This window comes from Yersinia sp. KBS0713 (assembly GCF_005937895.2).
GTDB classification, from domain to species: Bacteria; Pseudomonadota; Gammaproteobacteria; order Enterobacterales; family Enterobacteriaceae; genus Yersinia; species Yersinia bercovieri.
On record NZ_CP042173.1, the window covers coordinates 2,835,851 to 2,854,269 of the forward strand.

Here is an 18,419-nt window from a genome sequence, read left to right on the forward strand (position 1 = left end):
GGCTACGTCAGTAATGTTTAATAATTTTTTGATATACCTTAACTATTTTAGTTTGTTGCGATTAATAAAAACTGTGTTAAAAAAGAGTGCTATGAGCAGCATTATTGACTGCCGATTGCGACAAAATACTTTATAGGGCAGTCATCGAAATTTATGTCCAGCATCGCCTCCTCCCGCCTTGAGATGCGGAATATCTCTATCTCGTTCTCTGGATTCCATGCCCTGCAACAAGTTGATTTTACACTGGAAGGTGGATCTACCCATGCGCTAGTCGGTGCTAATGGCGCGGGGAAGTCGACCCTGATGGCGATTCTCTCCGGCGCTCACAGCCACTATCGCGGCGAGATCTATATTGATGGTCAGCAGATAGATATTCACTCCCCCCGTCAGGCAAAGCAGCATGGCATTCATGTGGTTCAGCAAGAGGTCGATGTGGCGCTGATCCCGACCCTGTCTGTAGCGGAAAATATTATGCTAGATAGGCTCGCCGAGCAAGGTCACCTGCTTAACTGGCCGCAACTTTATCGTCAGGCCGAAGCACTACTTGGGCAACTTGACCTCAAGTTGAATGTTCGCCAGCGCCTGGAGTCATGCACTCTGGCCGAGAAACAGCAGGTGCTGCTGGCGCGCGCCCTTTCCCATCAATGCCGTTTTCTGATTCTGGATGAACCCACCGCGCCACTGGATCAAGAAGAGAGTGCGCGGCTGTTTCGTGTGGTGCGCCGTTTGCAGTCGGAAGGGATGGCAATCGTTTTCATCTCACACCGTATCCACGAATTACGTGAAATTTGCGACCAACTGACCGTATTACGTGATGGTCGCCGCGTCAGCCATGATCTGATGGGGGATTTACGTGGTGAGCAGATTGTGGAAAAGATGCTCGGTCACACCCTGGATGATATCTTTCCATCACGGCGGGCAGTGGTCAGTGATAAAATCCTGTTGTCAGTCAGTGGGTTGCATGATCAGCACAAGTTGCGTGATATCTCACTGACATTACATGAGGGGGAGATTTTGGGCATTGCCGGCTTAGCCGGTGCCGGTAAAACTGAACTGTGTAAAGCGCTGTTTGGTGCCACCCCCAGCCGTGTCGATCGCGGTGAATTGCAGGGTAAAGCCTGGAGACCGCGCTCACCTGACCAGTCAGTTGCGCAAGGGTTGGCACTGGTGCCAGAAGAGCGGCGCAAAGAGGGAATTTTTATCCACGAAGGTATCCCCATGAACCTGAGTGTCGCCGCCGATGACACTTTTTCTCGCTGGAGTATTTTTAGTCGTCGCCAAGAGTTGAGTTGGGCCAAAACACTGATTCAGCGCCTTGGGGTGCGCACCTCCTCCCCACAACAAAAGCTGGCTCGCCTCTCCGGCGGAAACCAGCAAAAAGTGGCTATCGGCAAGTGGTTGCGGGGTGATGCGCAGGTGCTGATTTTTGATGAGCCAACCAAAGGGGTGGATATCAAAGCCAAGCAGGATCTGTTCCATCTGATTGATGGATTAGCACAGCAGGGGAAAGGCATTATTTATGCATCCGGTGAATTCTCAGAATTGGTCGGTTTATGCTCTCGTATCTGTGTGTTGTGGGACGGGCGCATTGTCGCCGAGCTGAACGCCGCAGAGGTCGACGAAGAGACACTATTACTATTTTCAACCGGAGGAACCCCTCAGTGAGCAAAGAACTCCCCCTAGCCAACGCGCAGCCGTGGCGTCACCAACTATTTGATTTTCTGTATAAATGGGGGATGTTGCTCACCGTGGTGGCGCTAATCGCGCTATTTGGTTTGGCATCGGAAAACTTCCTCGATCCGAACAATATCATCAATATTTTGCGATCAATTGCCATCGTGACAGTGATTGCCATCGGCGTGTCGATTTCGCTGTCAATTGGCGGCTTTGACCTGTCAGTCGGCTCCACCGCCTCACTGGCCAACGCCATCGTGGTGTCGCTGTTTGTCTGGTACGGCTTTGGTACTACCGGCGCGATTATATTGACCTTGCTGATTTGTACACTGGTCGGCTTATTTAATGCGTTTTTGATTGTGGTGCTGAAGATCCCTGACATGTTGGCGACCCTCGCCAGTCTGTTTGTGATCCAAGGTGTGGCGATGACTTACAGCTACGGCGGCTCTATCACGCAGAATATGCTGCTGCCAAGCGGCGATATGGCGGAGGGTGTCATCCCTGAGATGTTTTCAGCGCTGGGGCAAGTGCCGGTTATCGTGCTGATTATGTTAGCAGTCACCATTGTGGTGCAGCTGTATTTGTCGCTGACCAAGCATGGTCGGCGGATGTATGCTATTGGCGGCAATCCAGAAGCTGCGCGGCTAGCGGGCATTCGGACAGTGCGTTATCGGGTGCTGGCTTATGTGCTGTCGTCGCTATTAGCCGCATTGGGCGGGATTTTACTGGCATCGCGGATTGGCTCATCACAAGTGAACGCCGGTGGCGGTTATCTGATGGATGCGGTGGCGGCCGCCTATATCGGTTTCTCGCTGGCAGGTTCAGGCAAACCCAATGCCTTCGGCACCCTGATTGGCGCGGTGATCCTCGGCGTATTGCAAAACGGGCTGGTGATGCTGTCAGTACCCTATTATGCGATGGATATCATCAAAGGGCTGGTTCTGGCGATGGCGCTGGCACTGACCTATATTCATCAGAAGCGGTGATAGGGTATTGATTCTTATGTTGTAATGCTTTCAATGCCCATCCATTCGAGGCGTGGCGAGCGGAAGTAGTTTGGGTGCGGCCAGCGCGCAAAAACCGGAGCATACACGTAGTATGTGAGGATTTTGAGCACTGCCCAAACCCAAAATACAAACGCGCAGTAGCCAATAAGAGACTCAATTCAAAGGCATTCTTGCTGGATCAGGATACTGATACTCAAACCCCAGCTCACGGCAAATCTTGCTGCCATCGATCTCACGAGTAGGCTCTTCGATATCCTCAGATGCAAATTCCGGTGGCGTCAGTTGCAACGCCCGCGCACTGGCGGGATAGAAGTCACGTTTTCTCGGATGAAGTGGCGCGCAGAGATTGTAAATATGGCCGCCTCTTGGCAGGTTAAGCAGCAGTTCGATGGCTGAGATAACATCCTCCTGATGCACCAAATTGACCCCCAGTGAACCGCCTTTTACATCAATTTTCCCCGCCAGAAAACGCCCAGGATGGCGATCAGCGCCCACCAGTCCGGCAAGGCGCAAAATATCCACCGAGGTATTGGGCAGCTTATGCAACCAAAGCTCAAGCTCCAACAGCGTTTTTCCGGCGGTGGTCACCGGTTGCAGTGGTGAGCTCTCTTTGATTCGGCCACGGGTTTCGCCATACACCGAGGTAGAACTAGTAAAAATAATGCGAGGCACACCGAAAGCCAGTGCGCTGTCGACCACCATTTGTACCGCCTGAAGATAGTCCCCGCCCCCTTCAGTCGTGCGGCTGGCAGGTAAGGTGATGACCAATGCATCGACTGTCATTAGCTGTGCTAAATCATCCGGATCGCAAATCAGTTCCGGTGTCAGTTGCAATAGGTAGCAATCAATGCCGCTCATTCTGGCGGCTTCGACCCCATCCGGGGTGGTTTTGCTACCAACCACCTGCACTCCGCGCCGGATCAATGATTGCGCTAACGGCAAGCCTAACCAGCCCAATCCAATAATGGCGACTTTTTTCATGTTAATTGCTCTCCATCGGTTTATACCGATAACTCATGCTGATAACTCACGCCGATAATAAGTACTATACTGATAACCTACGCCAGTTGGCCTGCGCTAACAATTATGTTGAGTACATAATGCCTTTCATTTCATTCATCGGTGTAATGGCAATGCGTAACAACTTTGTGCTTAAACTGACATAAAATAGAGTGGTAATCGCCATAAAGAAAAAGATTAACAGCAGATCAGTCGCGGCCTGCCAGCTTGAAATAACCTCATCTAGCGAAAAAAAGGTTGCGCCCTAGCCATCAGATGGTTTACGTTGATTGACAGAAATTATGGCACGTCACGGCTATTTTGATTTTCTCAAAAGCCCAAATAGAGAAATTATTATGAATCGCGTTCAATTTAATCACCATCATCACCATCATCCTGACTAGTCTTGCAGGCCGATGTGTGCTGGAAGACGGTTAACGAATCTTCCAGGTGGCGGTAGAACGCAATAGAGAAAGCCCTCGGAAGATTATCTTCCGAGGGCTTTTTTGTTGCCCATAATTTTATAAATTAGATTCTATTTATTAAAAAGTTAGAGGATTACCATGCTGGATAAAACACGTTTACGTATCGCAATGCAGAAATCAGGCCGCCTAAGTGACGATTGCCATGAACTGCTGTCGCGCTGCGGGATTAAAATCAATTTGCAGCAGCAGCGTCTAATCGCTTTCGCAGAGAACATGCCTATCGACATTCTGCGCGTACGCGATGACGATATCCCAGGTTTGGTGATGGATGGCGTGGTTGATCTGGGCATTATCGGCGAGAACGTACTGGAAGAGGAGTTGCTGAGCCGCCGTGCTCAGGGCGAGGATCCACGTTACTTCACCTTACGTCGTCTCGATTTCGGTGGCTGCCGCCTGTCACTGGCTGCCTCACTGGATACTGAGTATACCGGCCCGCAGTGCTTACAAAATAAACGTATCGCCACCTCTTACCCGCACATTTTAAAACAATACCTCGACAAACAGGGTGTTAGCTTTAAATCTTGTTTGCTGAACGGCTCAGTTGAAGTCGCCCCCCGTGCCGGTTTGGCTGATGTGATCTGTGACCTGGTTTCGACCGGTGCCACCCTGGAAGCCAACGGCCTGCGCGAAGTTGAAGTGATTTACCGCTCTAAAGCTTGCCTGATCCAGCGTGATGGCGAGATGCCTGTTGAGAAACAAGAACTTATCGACCGTCTAATGACCCGCATTCAGGGCGTCATTCAGGCGCGTGAATCCAAATACATCATGATGCACGCACCGAGCGAACGTCTGGATGAGATCATCACCCTGCTGCCCGGTGCCGAGCGCCCAACCATTCTGCCGCTGGCCGGTGATAAGAGCCGCGTCGCGATGCACATGGTCAGTAGCGAAACCCTGTTCTGGGAAACCATGGAAAAACTGAAGGCGCTGGGTGCCAGCTCCATTCTGGTGTTACCGATTGAAAAAATGATGGAGTAACCGATGCAGCCGACGAATTTCAATACCCTAATCGACTGGCAGCAATGCAGTGCAGAGCAGCAAAAAGCGCTGCTAAGCCGCCCGGCAATTAATGCATCAGGCCGCATCACCAGTGCGGTCAGTGAAATCCTGGATCGGGTGAAAGCCGAGGGCGATAGCGCCTTACGCGATTTCAGCCAGTGCTTTGATGCGGTGCAGGTGGCCGATATTCGCGTCACTACTGAAGAGATAGCCGCCGCTGCGGCCCGCTTGAATGACGAGATCAAGCAAGCGATGGCGCAAGCGGTGCGTAATATTGAAATCTTCCACAATGCGCAGAAAATGCCGATAGTGGATGTTGAAACTCAGCCGGGCGTGCGTTGCCAGCAAATCACTCGCCCGATTGCCTCCGTCGGCTTGTATATTCCCGGCGGCTCCGCGCCGCTGCTGTCTACTGTCCTGATGCTCGGCACGCCCGCGCGTATTGCCGGTTGTCAGCGCGTCATTTTATGTTCACCACCGCCAATTGCCGATGAGATTTTGTATGCCGCGCAACAGTGCGGGATTAAAGAAGTGTTCCAGATTGGCGGGGCGCAAGCTATTGCCGCGATGGCCTTCGGCAGCGAATCGGTGCCAAAAGTGAATAAAATCTTCGGGCCGGGCAATGCATATGTCACCGAAGCAAAACGTCAGGTCAGTCAACGCCTCGATGGTGCCGCCATTGATATGCCCGCTGGCCCGTCAGAAGTGTTGGTTATCGCCGATAGCGGCGCGACACCGGCGTTTATCGCCTCTGATTTGCTGTCTCAGGCCGAACACGGGCCGGATTCACAGGTGGTTTTACTGACACCTGATGCGGACATCGCGCAAGCCGTGGCGGTTGAAGTTGAGCAGCAACTTAAGTTGTTGTCGCGCGCCGATATCGCCCGGCAGGCACTGGAGAGCAGCCGCCTGATTATCACCAAAGATTTGCAGCAATGCATTGATATCAGCAATCAATACGGCCCGGAGCACTTAATTCTGCAAATACGTAAACCGGAAGAGATTATCGATCAAATCGATAACGCCGGATCGGTCTTTATGGGTGACTGGTCGCCGGAATCCGCCGGTGATTATGCCTCTGGGACTAACCACGTGTTGCCCACTTATGGTTATACCTCGACCTATTCCAGCCTGGGTCTGGCCGATTTTGTTAAGCGCATGACGGTGCAGCAGTTAACCCCGAAAGGCCTGCTGGGCCTGGCATCAACCATCGAAACACTGGCTCAGGCCGAACAACTGACCGCCCACAAAAACGCCGTTACCCTACGCGTCGCTGCCCTGACAGCCGCCAATAAGGAGCAACCATGAGCAAGTCTGCCACCGTGACTGATTTGGCCCGCGCCAATATCCGTGCGCTAACCCCTTATATGTCGGCCCGCCGCTTAGGCGGCAATGGCGATGTGTGGCTCAATGCCAACGAATATCCGCTGGCGACGCAATACCAACTGACAGCGCAAACGTTCAACCGCTACCCTGAGTGCCAGCCAAAACTGGTGATTGAACGCTACGCGGCTTACGCGGCTTTAGACACTGAGCAAGTGCTGGTGAGCCGTGGTGCGGATGAAGGTATCGAACTGCTGATCCGCGCCTTCTGTGAACCGGGTCAGGATGCCATCCTATTCTGCCCGCCAACCTATGGCATGTATGCCGTGAGCGCCGAAACCTTTGGCGTCGAGCTGCGCACCGTGCAGACCAAAGCGGATTGGCAGCTCGATTTACCAGCGATTAAAGAGAGTCTGGATCGGGTGAAGCTGATTTACATTTGCAGCCCGAATAACCCAACGGGCAACTTAATCAATCCAGCTGACCTGCGCGCAGTGCTGGAACTGGCGCAAGGTCGCGCTATCGTCGCTATTGATGAAGCCTATATTGAGTTTTGTCCACAGGCCAGTGTCAGCAGTTGGCTAAAAGATTATCCGAATTTAGTAATTTTGCGCACCTTATCGAAAGCCTTCGCATTGGCGGGTTTACGTTGTGGCTTTACGTTGGCGAATAGCGATATTATCCAGCTGCTACTTAAGGTGATTGCACCCTACCCGCTATCAACGCCGGTTGCCGATATCGCCGCACAAGCACTTAGCCCACAGGGCCTTGAGCAGATGCGTCAGCGGGTGAATGAAGTGCGAACCAATCGTGAATGGCTGCAAAATGCGCTGAATGAGTGCGCCTGTGTTGAGCAGGTGTTTACCAGTGAGAGCAACTATTTACTGGCTCGTTTTACTGCCTCCAGCAGCGTATTCAAAACACTATGGGACCAGGGCATTATTCTGCGTGACCAAAATAAGCAGCCGGGGTTATCTAACTGCCTGCGCATTACCATCGGCACCCGTCAGGAGTGTGAGCGCGTGATTGCCTCCCTTGCCCCCCTGCCCGGCGTTGACAGCCCGAATCAGACCAATACTGCCAGCCTGCGCAAGGAAACGATATGAGCCAGAAATTTCTTTTTATTGATCGCGACGGCACCCTGATTGCCGAGCCACCGGAAGACTTTCAAGTTGATCGGTTAGATAAACTGGCATTAGAACCAGAAGTGATCCCAGCACTACTGGCACTGCAAAAAGCAGATTACCGTTTGGTGATGATCACCAACCAGGATGGTTTGGGGACTAACAGCTTCCCGCAGGAGACTTTCGACCCACCGCACAACCTGATGATGCAAATTTTCAGCTCGCAGGGGATCAATTTTGAGCAGGTTTTGATTTGCCCGCATCTGCCCGCAGATAACTGTATTTGCCGTAAGCCAAAAACCGCCTTAGTTGAGAGCTATTTGGCGGAAGGCGTGATGAACAGCGCCAACAGCTATGTGATAGGTGACCGTGAAACTGACCTGCAGCTGGCGCAAAATATGGGTATCGGCGGCCTGCGTTATCAGCGCGATGGCCTTAACTGGTCACAGATTGCCAAACAACTGACCCAGCGTGATCGCCACTCTCACGTTAACCGTGTCACTAAAGAAACAGCGATTGACGTTAATGTCTGGCTGGATCGCGAAGGCGGTAGCAAGATCAAAACTGGCGTCGGTTTCTTCGACCATATGCTGGATCAAATCGCTACCCACGGCGGTTTCCGCATGGATATTCAGGTCAGCGGTGATCTCTATATCGATGATCACCACACGGTGGAAGATACCGCACTGGCACTGGGCGAGGCTATCAACAACTCGCTGGGCGACAAACGAGGGATTGGCCGCTTCGGATTTGTGCTGCCAATGGATGAGTGTCTGGCACGCTGTGCACTGGATATTTCCGGCCGCCCGCACTTGGAATACAAAGCAGAATTTAACTATCAGCGAGTTGGTGATCTGAGCACCGAGATGGTCGAGCACTTCTTCCGTTCTCTCTCTTATGCCATGGCCTGCACACTGCACCTGAAAACCAAGGGTCGTAACGATCACCACCGGGTGGAGAGTCTGTTTAAAGTGTTTGGCCGTACTCTGCGTCAGGCGATCCGCGTTGAGGGCAACACCTTGCCAAGCTCCAAAGGAGTGCTCTGATGAATGTGGTGATTCTGGATACCGGTTGCGCCAACCTCTCCTCTGTCACCTACGCGGTGCAGCGACTGGGTTATGCACCGCTTATCAGCCGTGACCCTGAAATCGTGCTACGTGCTGATAAACTGTTTTTACCAGGCGTAGGGACCGCGCACGCAGCAATGGATCAGTTGAAAGAACGCGAACTAATCGAGCTGATTAAGAGCTGTACCCAACCGGTATTGGGTATCTGCCTTGGCATGCAATTGCTAGCAAACAGCAGCGAAGAGAGTGGCGGCATCAACACCCTTGGCATTATTGATGCGCCAGTGAAACAGATGACCGATTTTGGTTTACCGTTACCGCATATGGGTTGGAATCAGATTACCGCACAAGCGGGAAATCACCTGTTCCGTGGTATCCCAAACGGAACCTATTTCTACTTTGTGCACGGATATGCAATGCCAATATGCCCAAATACCATCGCCCAAGCCAATTACGGCGAGCCATTTACCGCCGCAGTCGAAAAAGACAACTTCTTTGGCGTGCAGTTTCATCCGGAACGTTCCGGCGCAGCGGGAGCCCAACTGCTGAAAAACTTTCTGGAGATGTAAACACCATGATTATTCCCGCTTTGGATTTAATAGCAGGCAAGGTAGTACGTTTGCATCAGGGCGATTACGGTCAGCAGCGTGATTATGGCAACCACCCGCTACCACGCTTACAGGATTATCAGCAGCAAGGCGCTCAGGTATTGCACTTGGTTGACCTTACTGGCGCCAAAGATCCCGCCGCCCGCCAGATCCCGTTATTGCGTGAGCTTTTGGCCGGCGTCGATGTGCCGGTGCAAGTGGGGGGCGGCATTCGCAATGAGCAGGATGTGGTCGCGCTATTAGAAGCTGGGGCGACACGAGTTGTGGTCGGTTCAACCGCCGTTAAGCAGCCAGAAGTGGTGCAGCAGTGGTTTGAGCGTTACGGCCCCGAGGCGATCGTCTTGGCGCTGGATGTCAGGATCAATGCTGCGGGTCGTAAGCAAGTTGCCATCAGCGGCTGGCAGGAAAACTCCGATGCCACATTGGAACAGATCGTCGAACAGTATCTGCCTTTCGGCCTAAAACATGTGCTGTGCACAGATATCTCCCGCGATGGCACCCTGAGTGGCTCCAATGTTGAGCTGTATCAGGAGGTTTGCCAGCGTTATCCACAAGTGGCGTTCCAGGCCTCTGGTGGTATCGGTTGTCTGGATGATATCGCCCGTCTACGCGGCAGCGGTGTACAAGGGGTGATTGTCGGTCGTGCGCTACTGGACGGCAAATTTAACGTGAAGGAGGCGATCGCATGCTGGCAAAACGTATAATTCCCTGTCTGGATGTAAAAGATGGGCAAGTGGTTAAAGGGGTCCAGTTCCGTAACCACGAGATTATTGGTGATATCGTGCCGCTGGCGCAGCGCTACGCGCAAGAGGGCGCTGATGAACTGGTATTTTACGATATCACCGCCTCCTCGGATGGGCGTGTGGTCGATAAAAGCTGGGTCTCACGAGTTGCGGAAGTGATTGATATTCCCTTCTGTGTCGCAGGCGGAATTAAGAGTGTGGAAGACGCAGGCCAGATTTTGACCTTCGGTGCCGATAAAATATCCATCAACTCACCCGCACTGGCTGACCCAACCTTAATTACCCGACTGGCTGAGCGCTATGGCGTACAATGCATCGTGGTGGGTATTGATACTTGGTATGATGAAGAAAGTGGCAGTTACCAGGTTTATCAATTTACCGGCGATGAAAAGCGCACCAAAGCCACCACTTGGCAAACCGAAGATTGGATCAAAGAAGTCCAGTTGCGCGGTGCCGGCGAGATAGTGCTGAATATGATGAATCAAGATGGTGTGCGTAACGGCTATGATTTGCGTCAACTGAAACAGATGCGGGCTATTTGCCATGTGCCGTTGATCGCCTCTGGCGGTGCCGGAACGCCGGAGCACTTCCTCGAAGCCTTCCGCGATACGGATGTAGATGGTGCGTTGGCCGCCTCCGTGTTCCATAAGCAGATCATTAATATCGGCGAGTTGAAAAAGTATTTGTCTGAACAAGGCGTGGAGATAAGAGTGTGTTAACCGAACAACAAATTAACCAACTAGATTGGGAAAAAGTCGACAATCTAATGCCTGCCATCGTTCAGCATGCCGTGTCCGGTGAGGTTCTGATGATGGGGTATATGAACCGTGAAGCGCTGGCAGTGACAGAAGAAACCGCTAAAGTGACCTTCTTCTCTCGGACCAAACAGCGTTTGTGGACCAAAGGCGAAAGCTCCGGTCACTTCTTAAACGTGGTGAATATCTACCCTGACTGTGACAATGATACCCTGCTGATTCTGGCGAATCCTATCGGTCCAACCTGTCATTTAGGTAATAACAGTTGCTTCGCCCCTGCAGCCAGCGACTGGAGTTTTCTGTATCAGTTGGAGCAGTTGCTAGCATCACGTAAGTCAGCCGATCCGGCCAGTTCTTATACCGCAAAACTCTATGCCAGCGGGACTAAACGAATCGCCCAAAAAGTGGGGGAGGAAGGCGTAGAAACCGCCCTCGCCGCGACGGTGAATGATCGCGAAGAGTTGACCAACGAAGCATCAGACTTGATGTATCACTTGTTAGTGTTATTACAAGATCAAGATTTAGATCTCAGCAAAGTCATTGGCCGTCTACGGGAACGCCACGAAAAGTAGTCTTCTTATTGGTGGTTTTATTGCTGATAAAAGAAAACGCCCCGACTTATCATCGCGGGCGTTTTTGTTGGGACAAACCTTTAAATCAGCGAGCACTGCGCAATCCCGAAATGGCAAAGCGCAGTAGCCATTATATGAATTACTCCATCCACTCAGTATGGAATACGCCATCTTTATCAGTACGTTTATAAGTATGCGCACCAAAATAATCGCGCTGCGCCTGAATCAGGTTAGCGGGCAGCACGGCTGAACGGTAGCTATCGTAGTAGTTAATCGCAGCAGAGAACGTTGGTGTTGGGATACCATTTTGTACCGCATAAGACACAACATCACGCAGCGCTTGCTGGTACTCATCAGCGATTTGCTTAAAGTATGGAGCCAACAGCAGGTTAGCGATTTTCGGATTTTCTGCATATGCATCAGTGATTTTTTGCAAGAACTGAGCGCGGATAATACATCCTGCGCGGAAGATCTTGGCGATTTCACCGTAATGCAGATCCCAGTTATTTTCGTCAGATGCCGCTTTCAACTGAGAGAAACCTTGCGCGTAAGAGACGATTTTCCCCAAATACAGCGCACGACGGATTTTTTCGATAAATTCAGCTTTATCACCCACAAAAGGCTGCACTTTCGGGCCAGTCAGCACTTTAGATGCCGCAACACGCTGATCTTTCAGGGAAGACAAATAGCGGGCAAACACAGATTCAGTGATCAGTGTCAGTGGCTCGCCTAAGTCCAGTGAACTTTGGCTGGTCCATTTACCGGTGCCTTTATTTGCAGCTTCATCCAGAATCACGTCGACCAGATAGATGCCAGCCTCGTCTTTCTTGGTAAAGATATCTTTCGTGATATCAATCAGGTAGCTGTTCAGCTCACCTTTGTTCCATTCAGCGAAAGTGCTTGCCAGCTCTTCATTGCTCAGGCCCAGTGACTGCTTCAACAAAGAGTAAGCTTCCGCGATCAGCTGCATGTCGCCATATTCGATACCGTTGTGAACCATTTTCACGTAATGACCAGCACCGTCTGCACCGATATAAGCCACACATGCTTCACCGTCATCTGCACGGGCCGCAATTTTCTCAAGAATAGGTGCAACCAATTCGTAAGCTTCTTTCTGGCCACCAGGCATGATGGAAGGGCCTTTCAATGCACCCTCTTCGCCACCGGAAACACCAGTACCGATAAAGTTGAAACCTTGTGCAGAAAGTTCGCGATTACGACGGATGGTGTCTTTGTAATAGGTATTACCACCATCAATCAGAATGTCACCTTTATCAAGGTGCGGCGTCAGTGAAGCGATAGTTTTGTCAGTAGCTTCACCCGCTTTCACCATCAGCAGGATGCGGCGTGGTTTTTCCAGTGAATCAACAAACTCTTCAACGGTGTAACTCGGCACCAGGTTTTTGCCTGGATTTTCAGCAACCACTTCGTCGGTTTTGTCTGATGAACGGTTGAAGATAGAGACGGAATAGCCACGGCTTTCGATGTTGAGCGCCAGGTTACGGCCCATCACCGCCATACCGACAACGCCAATCTGTTGTTTGGACATTAAAAGAACTCCTGTCTGAAGGATGACACCTGTTACCGGCCTTGAGGCCAACAGGTTTTTGATGTGGGAAACATGTTAACTCAGGATTATGTCCGCTGGGTAGTGATTGGTGCGATAGATAGCACAACTGACCAGTTGCTGTGCGCATACGTTTGCTTCGCCAGTACAGACAGGTAATGTAACGCTATTTAGGGCGGGTCAATCAAAACAAAAAAGCAACCCCATGGATTGCTTTTCATCGGCCTCACTCATATCTCAAATTTGACTCATGCCACAAAATCTTTCAGCCAGGCTTTAAACTCCGCCCCTTGTTGTGGATGGCGTAAACCATAAGCAACATACGCCTGCATATAACCGAGTTTCTCACCGCAATTGTAAGATTGCCCAGTCAAGGCAACGGCATCAACTGGCTCTTCTTCTGCTAGTGCATCAATGGCATCGGTCAGTTGGATACGGCCCCAGGCACCTGGTTTGGTTTTTTCCAACTGCGGCCAAATGTTCGCAGACAGCACATAGCGCCCAACGGCAGAGAGATTTGATTGCAGGTCCACCGGGCTTTGCGGCTTCTCGACCATGGCTTTAATTCGGCTGCTCTCACCGGGTGCTAGTTCAGTTTTCTCACAAGAGATAACCGAATAGTTCGATAACGCCTCGGGTTCGACCGAATGCACCAAGACCTGGCTAGTTCCGCTCTCTTCGAAGCGCTTGACCAATTGAGCAAGATTGTCTCGGGTCAAATCTGATTTTGCGTCATCAATCAGAACATCCGGTAGCAATACCGCAAATGGTGCATCCCCCACCAGCGGTTTGGCACATAACACGGCATGACCCAAACCTTCAGGGTGGCCTTGCCGGATGTGCATGATGGTCACCCCTGGCGGGCAGATAGATTGCACTTCATCCAATAACTGGCGCTTAACGCGAGCCTCTAACATGGCTTCCAGTTCATAAGAGGTGTCGAAATGGTTTTCTACCGCATTCTTTGACGAATGGGTTATCAGAATGATCTCTTTAATACCAGCAGCAACGCATTCATTAACCACATATTGAATCAAGGGCTTATCAACAATAGGCAGCATTTCTTTAGGAATGGCTTTGGTGGCTGGAAGCATTCTCATGCCTAAACCTGCTACTGGGATCACTGCTTTCAATTTGGTCATCATTAACCTGCTGATCTCTTGAGACGAACTTAAAATATTTACCTCTTCAGCCGCTAAGCCGAAGTTAGTTGATTTGCTGTTTTAGCCAGGCGGTAAAATTCTCACCCTCGGTATTATGACGGACGCCATAAGTGACAAAAGCTTTCATATAACCCAACTTGTCACCGCAATCGTGCGATTTACCGGTCATATGGAAAGCCTCAACCGGCTCCTGCTCCATTAGCATCGCAATGGCATCAGTCAGCTGAATTTCATCACCCGCACCACGTGGGGTTTTTTTCAACAGTGGCCAGATATCCTTAGACAAGACATAGCGCCCAACCACTGCAAGGTTGGATGGCGCTTCAGCGACTGAAGGTTTCTCGACGACTGCTGTCATTAGGGTGCTCTCGCCCGGTGCCAAATCAACATGGCCGCAATCCGCAATACCGTACTTGGAGACATCCGCTTTCGGCACCGGCTCTACCATGATTTGACTACGTCCGGTCTCCTCGAAGCGCTTAATCATGCTAGCAAGGTTTTCTTTAGATAAATCAGCTGTTGAATCATCAAGTAGCACATCGGGCAGCAGCACAATAAATGGGTTATCACCCACCATCGGTTGCGCGCAGAGCACAGCATGCCCCAGCCCTTTGGCATGGCCCTGACGCACTTGCATGATAGTGACATCCGGCGGGCAGATATTTTTAATCTCTTTCAAGAGCTGCCGCTTAACCCGTGACTCCAGTGCCGCCTCCAACTCAAATGAGGTATCAAAATGGTTTTCTATCGCATTTTTAGAGGAGTGGCTTACCAACACAATCTCTTTCACGCCAGCAGCAACGCATTCGTTCACGATATATTGAATCAGGGGTTTATCGACCACTGGCAGCATTTCCTTTGGGATCGCCTTAGTCGCGGGCAACATGCGGGTGCCAAGCCCGGCAACAGGAATGACTGCTTTCAAAGACTTCATTGCTATGACCTCTTCAACTTTAACCAGCTAAATCTGGTTAGATTAATTGTGCACACTTAAAAAATAAGCTGAGATTACTCATTATTCATTTATCTACTCTAAAGTTTACATCAGTAATGTGCCTGATTACAGGCATAAAATATCAGCAACTATTTCATTTACTAATGATTAACAAGAAGAGTTGAATGAATATTACACTATTAAATAAAGTAAAACCTTATAAAACCAGAGCGACATTGTAATTAAGTATTATTTTCAATAAGATTATTATATAAGTCTATATAACTTGAAACCATTTTCTCAGAAACAAAATAATCTAAGTAGCGAGCTCGTGAATTGCGGCCAAACTCTGCAGAGAGTTCAATATTATTCCATAAGTTATCCATTGCAACTCTTAGTGCTTTATAATCTGATGGTGGTACAACTAACCCCGTTTGTTGATCAATATTAATAAATGTCGTACCTGTTCCTATTTCACTTGAAATTAAAGGTTTTCCATACATCGCGCCCTCTAATAAGGTAATACCAAAGGCTTCTGAACGTAAATGAGAGGGGAAAACCACTGCATAACAAAGCGTTAAAAGAGCGGCTTTATCTTCATCAGAAACAGCTCCCAGGAAATGAATATTCTCAATTTTCAACTCTTCAGCCTGGTGTTTTAATTCAGACTCGATAGGGCCTGCACCGACAATAACAATCGGATAAGTTGAGTTTTTTGCAGCTTCGATAAGTATATGCAAGCCTTTATAATAGCGGAAAGCACCGATAAATAAGAAAAAACGCGGGCCGATTTTATTCTTCCAACAGTCAAGGCGTTCAAGTGTTGGAACAGGATAGGACTTCTCATCGAGACCATAGGGAATAACACTTACTTTATGAACAAATTTCTTCAATGTAATACTAGTCGCAACATAATTAGGTGAAGCAGCAACAATATGTGATACATCATTAAGAAATCCATTCATTAATGGCGTGTATATTTTTAACATGTTCTTCTGCTTTACAATATCAGAATGATAACTAACAACAGTAGGCTTTTTTATTCCCGACAAAAAATGGACCATGTCCATAAAAGGGAATGGAAAATGATAATGAATAATATCAGCTTGATTAGCTAATTTTTTAAAATCTTTCAATGCTTGAAATGAGAAAGGTGTAGAAGCGAGCTCAAGATTAATTGGGGAACAATATACGCTATGTGAACCTATCTTTTTATTTATAATACTACCTCGTTTACTTAAAGAGAGTACTGTAGAGTCAATACCTCTACGCGCCCCCCCCTCGCATAACTGAAAAATAACCTGTTCAATGCCACCGAATGAGTCAGGGTAATAAGTTTTATAAAAATGCAGTACTTTTAGCATTATATTATTATACCTGTCGATAGGCTTTTATTGTTTCCTGAGCACACCGCTTCCAGGAGAAGGTATTAGCTCTGGAGAGTCCAGCAGCTATTGCATTATTTCGCCAATTTTCATCTTCCAAACTTTTAATGATAGCAGCAGTTAGCCCCTCTACATCCAAAGCATCGCACATCAAACCTGACTCACCTAGAACCTCAGGCAATGAAGCTGCATTTGAGCAAACAACGGGGACACCTGATGCCATAGCCTCAAGAACAGGTAAGCCAAACCCCTCATATAATGAAGGAAATAGAAACGTCCTTGCGCCAGAAAAAAGCAAAGGAAGATCATCCGAACTTAAATAACCAAGGTATAATAGCCAGCCTTGTTGTGTGGCTAATTCAAAACGGCGATGTAACGCTTCACTATTCCAACCAGGAAAACCACAGATAACCAACGGATAGAAAGTACGTATTTCTTGAGGAAGACGTTCATAGGCATCGAGCAACGTTGCAATATTCTTTCTTGGCTCAATGGTTCCAGTAAACAGCGTATATTGACCGACAGTGAGCCCTAACTTTGTCATTAATTTTTGCAAGATTACATCATCGCGAGGATAAAAATCCTTATTACTAGCTAAGGGTGCTGAGACAATTTTTTCTATAGGATAATCAAAATACTCGGCTAACTCTTTACGGGTAAATTCAGAGTCAGTAATTAAGACTTTCGCCCTTTTTAGTGTGAGTAATAACTCTTTTTTCATATATTGCACACGATTTTGAGGGTGACACTGTGGCCACTTAAAAATCGAAAGATCGTGGAAAGTTGCGACAGCATTATCAACTCGAGGGGGTAAATAAAAATTGGTGCTATGGTAAACAGAATCCTTATAAGAGCTTAATGCCATGCTTTTTAACCACGTCGCAGAAAGGTGATACAGCTCAATCCCAATTGCACTATTTTTTACCGCGGTTTTTAACCCTGAAGCAACACTCGACTCAGTCTTAACAATTGGTAAATCACGGGATATTTTTCCACCCTGTAAAAATAGGAGTTCTGAGATGTCATCATTATTTTGCAACTCTCGGGCTAACTCATATGTATAGCGACCAATACCGGTCAGCGGATATTTAATAGAGTCAGTAGAAAAAACTACTTTCATTATTTATTTTCCAGCATCCAACGTAGTGTTTGTTCTAATGGTGGCGTATCCCAGCCATCAATAATGCTTTGTAATTTACTCGCATCACCACATAGTATTTTTACTTCATTAGCACGAACAAAGGCTGGATTAACATGAATAGCTAGGTTATGCGAGGTTATTTCTTCACATAGGCTAATCACTTCACGTAATGAATAGGCCCGACCAGAACAGACGTTAACAATCTCGCCAATAGGTTTGGCTGCTAATAGACCTAAATATGCTTTTGCTAATGCCCTAACATCCGTAAAGTCGCGCCATACATCTAAATTTCCTAACTCTATTTGATCGGCTTTACGTTTGAAGTGAGAAACTATTTTAGGCAGTAAGAAATTATCTGATTGCCCAACACCAGTATAGTTAAAGGGACGAACAATGATAATGGGTAATTTATCAGACCATAATTTAGCCATATACTCCATGGCTAACTTGCTGACGGCATAATCATTAGCAGGATTTACCACGGCTGTTTCACTCAACATGCCAGCTTGGGTGTTACCATAAACATTAGCACTGCTGGCAAGTAAAACTGCGTCTATAGTGTCGGAAATCCTATTCAACGCGGCTAATAAATTCCTGGTACCAACAACATTAACATCATAAAAAGCGCCTGGATCGCCATGTCCGACAAATGCAATGGCAGCAAGGTGAACAACAAAATGAGGTCTCACCTGCTCAATGATAGAAGTAAGTCTGTTAGCATCAAGTAAATCTACTTCAAAATAATCAGGTTCATTTGATGGCTGTGAGCCTAAACCAAACACCCGGTAACCAGCAGCGGATAATTCCACTGCCATGTAATGGCCCGTAAATCCCTGGATACCGGTGATCAGGGCACGCTTGCCATTCATTACC

General features: G+C 48.7%; 18 protein-coding genes and 1 other annotated feature. Of the genes, 11 read left to right on the forward strand and 7 right to left on the reverse strand.

Features of this window, described 5'->3' with window-relative positions; genetic code table 11:
* Positions 1 to 153 precede the first annotated feature (153 nt).
* Both FFE93_RS13595 and FFE93_RS13600 read left to right on the forward strand, forming a co-directional pair.
* Positions 154 to 1,665: a sugar ABC transporter ATP-binding protein gene (locus FFE93_RS13595; protein ID WP_005274677.1), complete on the forward strand. Its 1,512-nt coding sequence runs from the start codon at positions 154 to 156 to the stop codon at positions 1,663 to 1,665.
* Positions 1,662 to 2,660, forward strand: a complete 999-nt coding sequence (locus FFE93_RS13600) for an ABC transporter permease (RefSeq protein WP_138775349.1) — start codon at positions 1,662 to 1,664, stop codon at positions 2,658 to 2,660. The genes FFE93_RS13595 and FFE93_RS13600 overlap by 4 nt, the downstream gene beginning before the upstream one ends.
* A gap of 174 nt (positions 2,661 to 2,834) precedes the next feature.
* Here the strand turns inward: FFE93_RS13600 and FFE93_RS13605 are convergent, their stop codons facing one another.
* Positions 2,835 to 3,662: an SDR family oxidoreductase gene (locus tag FFE93_RS13605; RefSeq protein ID WP_005274680.1), complete on the reverse strand. Its 828-nt coding sequence runs from the start codon at positions 3,660 to 3,662 to the stop codon at positions 2,835 to 2,837.
* A 374-nt stretch (positions 3,663 to 4,036) separates the two neighbouring features.
* Here FFE93_RS13605 and hisL point away from each other — a divergent pair, with 374 nt between their 5' ends.
* The 9 genes from hisL to hisIE all read left to right on the forward strand — a co-directional run bounded on the left by hisL (position 4,037) and on the right by hisIE (position 11,356).
* Entirely contained in the window at positions 4,037 to 4,084 is a 48-nt protein-coding gene (gene hisL, locus FFE93_RS13610) for a his operon leader peptide (protein ID WP_002231208.1), read from the forward strand.
* Positions 4,060 to 4,190 (forward strand) — a sequence feature (His leader region). Its footprint overlaps the gene before it by 25 nt.
* A gap of 53 nt (positions 4,191 to 4,243) precedes the next feature.
* Positions 4,244 to 5,143, forward strand: coding sequence for an ATP phosphoribosyltransferase (gene hisG / locus FFE93_RS13615; RefSeq protein WP_005274689.1), 900 nt, complete (start codon positions 4,244 to 4,246; stop codon positions 5,141 to 5,143).
* A 3-nt stretch (positions 5,144 to 5,146) separates the two neighbouring features.
* Positions 5,147 to 6,472, forward strand: coding sequence for a histidinol dehydrogenase (hisD, locus tag FFE93_RS13620; protein WP_138775350.1), 1,326 nt, complete (start codon positions 5,147 to 5,149; stop codon positions 6,470 to 6,472).
* Positions 6,469 to 7,593 carry a histidinol-phosphate transaminase gene (hisC, locus tag FFE93_RS13625; RefSeq protein WP_138775351.1) on the forward strand — a complete coding sequence of 375 codons (1,125 nt, stop codon included), beginning with the start codon at positions 6,469 to 6,471 and terminating at the stop codon, positions 7,591 to 7,593. Before hisD ends, hisC begins: the two co-directional genes overlap by 4 nt.
* On the forward strand, positions 7,590 to 8,657 hold the full coding sequence (hisB, locus tag FFE93_RS13630) for a bifunctional histidinol-phosphatase/imidazoleglycerol-phosphate dehydratase HisB (protein WP_138775352.1): 1,068 nt from the start codon (positions 7,590 to 7,592) through the stop codon (positions 8,655 to 8,657). The genes hisC and hisB overlap by 4 nt, the downstream gene beginning before the upstream one ends.
* Entirely contained in the window at positions 8,657 to 9,247 is a 591-nt protein-coding gene (gene hisH, locus FFE93_RS13635; protein ID WP_138775353.1) for an imidazole glycerol phosphate synthase subunit HisH, read from the forward strand. Before hisB ends, hisH begins: the two co-directional genes overlap by 1 nt.
* Before the next feature lie 5 nt (positions 9,248 to 9,252).
* A complete protein-coding gene (gene hisA, locus FFE93_RS13640; protein WP_005274698.1) occupies positions 9,253 to 9,990 on the forward strand; it encodes a 1-(5-phosphoribosyl)-5-[(5-phosphoribosylamino)methylideneamino]imidazole-4-carboxamide isomerase in 738 nt (245 codons plus the stop codon).
* Positions 9,972 to 10,748 carry an imidazole glycerol phosphate synthase subunit HisF gene (gene hisF, locus FFE93_RS13645; RefSeq protein WP_049599189.1) on the forward strand — a complete coding sequence of 259 codons (777 nt, stop codon included), beginning with the start codon at positions 9,972 to 9,974 and terminating at the stop codon, positions 10,746 to 10,748. The genes hisA and hisF overlap by 19 nt, the downstream gene beginning before the upstream one ends.
* Positions 10,742 to 11,356: a bifunctional phosphoribosyl-AMP cyclohydrolase/phosphoribosyl-ATP diphosphatase HisIE gene (gene hisIE / locus FFE93_RS13650; protein ID WP_054872186.1), complete on the forward strand. Its 615-nt coding sequence runs from the start codon at positions 10,742 to 10,744 to the stop codon at positions 11,354 to 11,356. Before hisF ends, hisIE begins: the two co-directional genes overlap by 7 nt.
* 139 nt (positions 11,357 to 11,495) lie before the next feature.
* On the opposite strand, the gene gndA is transcribed toward hisIE, so the two are convergent.
* The 6 genes from gndA to FFE93_RS13680 form a co-directional block, all read right to left on the reverse strand.
* Positions 11,496 to 12,905, reverse strand: coding sequence for an NADP-dependent phosphogluconate dehydrogenase (gene gndA, locus FFE93_RS13655; protein ID WP_005274704.1), 1,410 nt, complete (start codon positions 12,903 to 12,905; stop codon positions 11,496 to 11,498).
* A 266-nt stretch (positions 12,906 to 13,171) separates the two neighbouring features.
* Positions 13,172 to 14,065 carry a UTP--glucose-1-phosphate uridylyltransferase GalU gene (gene galU, locus FFE93_RS13660; protein ID WP_057647186.1) on the reverse strand — a complete coding sequence of 298 codons (894 nt, stop codon included), beginning with the start codon at positions 14,063 to 14,065 and terminating at the stop codon, positions 13,172 to 13,174.
* A 64-nt stretch (positions 14,066 to 14,129) separates the two neighbouring features.
* Positions 14,130 to 15,020: a UTP--glucose-1-phosphate uridylyltransferase GalU gene (gene galU / locus FFE93_RS13665; RefSeq protein ID WP_049599198.1), complete on the reverse strand. Its 891-nt coding sequence runs from the start codon at positions 15,018 to 15,020 to the stop codon at positions 14,130 to 14,132.
* Positions 15,021 to 15,262: 242 nt separating this feature from the next.
* Positions 15,263 to 16,384, reverse strand: a complete 1,122-nt coding sequence (locus FFE93_RS13670) for a glycosyltransferase family 4 protein (protein WP_138775354.1) — start codon at positions 16,382 to 16,384, stop codon at positions 15,263 to 15,265.
* Between the two features lie 7 nt (positions 16,385 to 16,391).
* Positions 16,392 to 17,525: a glycosyltransferase family 4 protein gene (locus tag FFE93_RS13675; RefSeq protein ID WP_005277311.1), complete on the reverse strand. Its 1,134-nt coding sequence runs from the start codon at positions 17,523 to 17,525 to the stop codon at positions 16,392 to 16,394.
* The gene (locus FFE93_RS13680) at positions 17,525 to 18,415 is read right to left on the reverse strand and encodes a GDP-mannose 4,6-dehydratase (RefSeq protein WP_032898526.1); all 891 of its coding nucleotides are present in this window, start codon (positions 18,413 to 18,415) and stop codon (positions 17,525 to 17,527) included. The genes FFE93_RS13675 and FFE93_RS13680 overlap by 1 nt, the downstream gene beginning before the upstream one ends.
* Between the last annotated feature and the right edge of the window lie 4 nt (positions 18,416 to 18,419).